Source organism: Streptococcus pseudopneumoniae (assembly GCF_038148935.1).
GTDB lineage: Bacteria > Bacillota > Bacilli > Lactobacillales > Streptococcaceae > Streptococcus > Streptococcus pseudopneumoniae_U.
On the sequence record NZ_JBBJZX010000235.1, the window covers coordinates 1 to 316 of the forward strand.

Consider the following 316-nt stretch of genomic DNA (forward strand, 5'->3'; position numbering starts at 1 on the left):
TGCAGCAAGAATGTTTGTTCCTTCTGGAACTGTAAATCCTGCTTGTTCTGCAATCCAAGTTGCTGGTTTACCAACGATGTCAGCGTTCAATTTTGCACCAGCACAGTTTTTGCTGTTTGCTTTCACGCCGAAGCAGAACTCTTCAAGAAGTGCTTTTTCTTTTTTGTTTACAAAGTAAGTGTGGTAAGATTTGAACTCTGCTACAAATTCATCGTAAATTTCTTTATCAATGATAACCGCTTGCTCTGAGGCACAGACCATACCGTTGTCAAATGATTTAGACATGACGATATCGTGTGCAGCTTGGCGAATGTTT

The 316-nt window shown here is 40.2% G+C and carries 1 pseudogene; it reads right to left on the minus strand.

Annotated elements, in window-relative coordinates:
* Nucleotides 1-316, minus strand: a pseudogene (locus WKI42_RS10770) (bifunctional acetaldehyde-CoA/alcohol dehydrogenase); the annotation flags it as partial.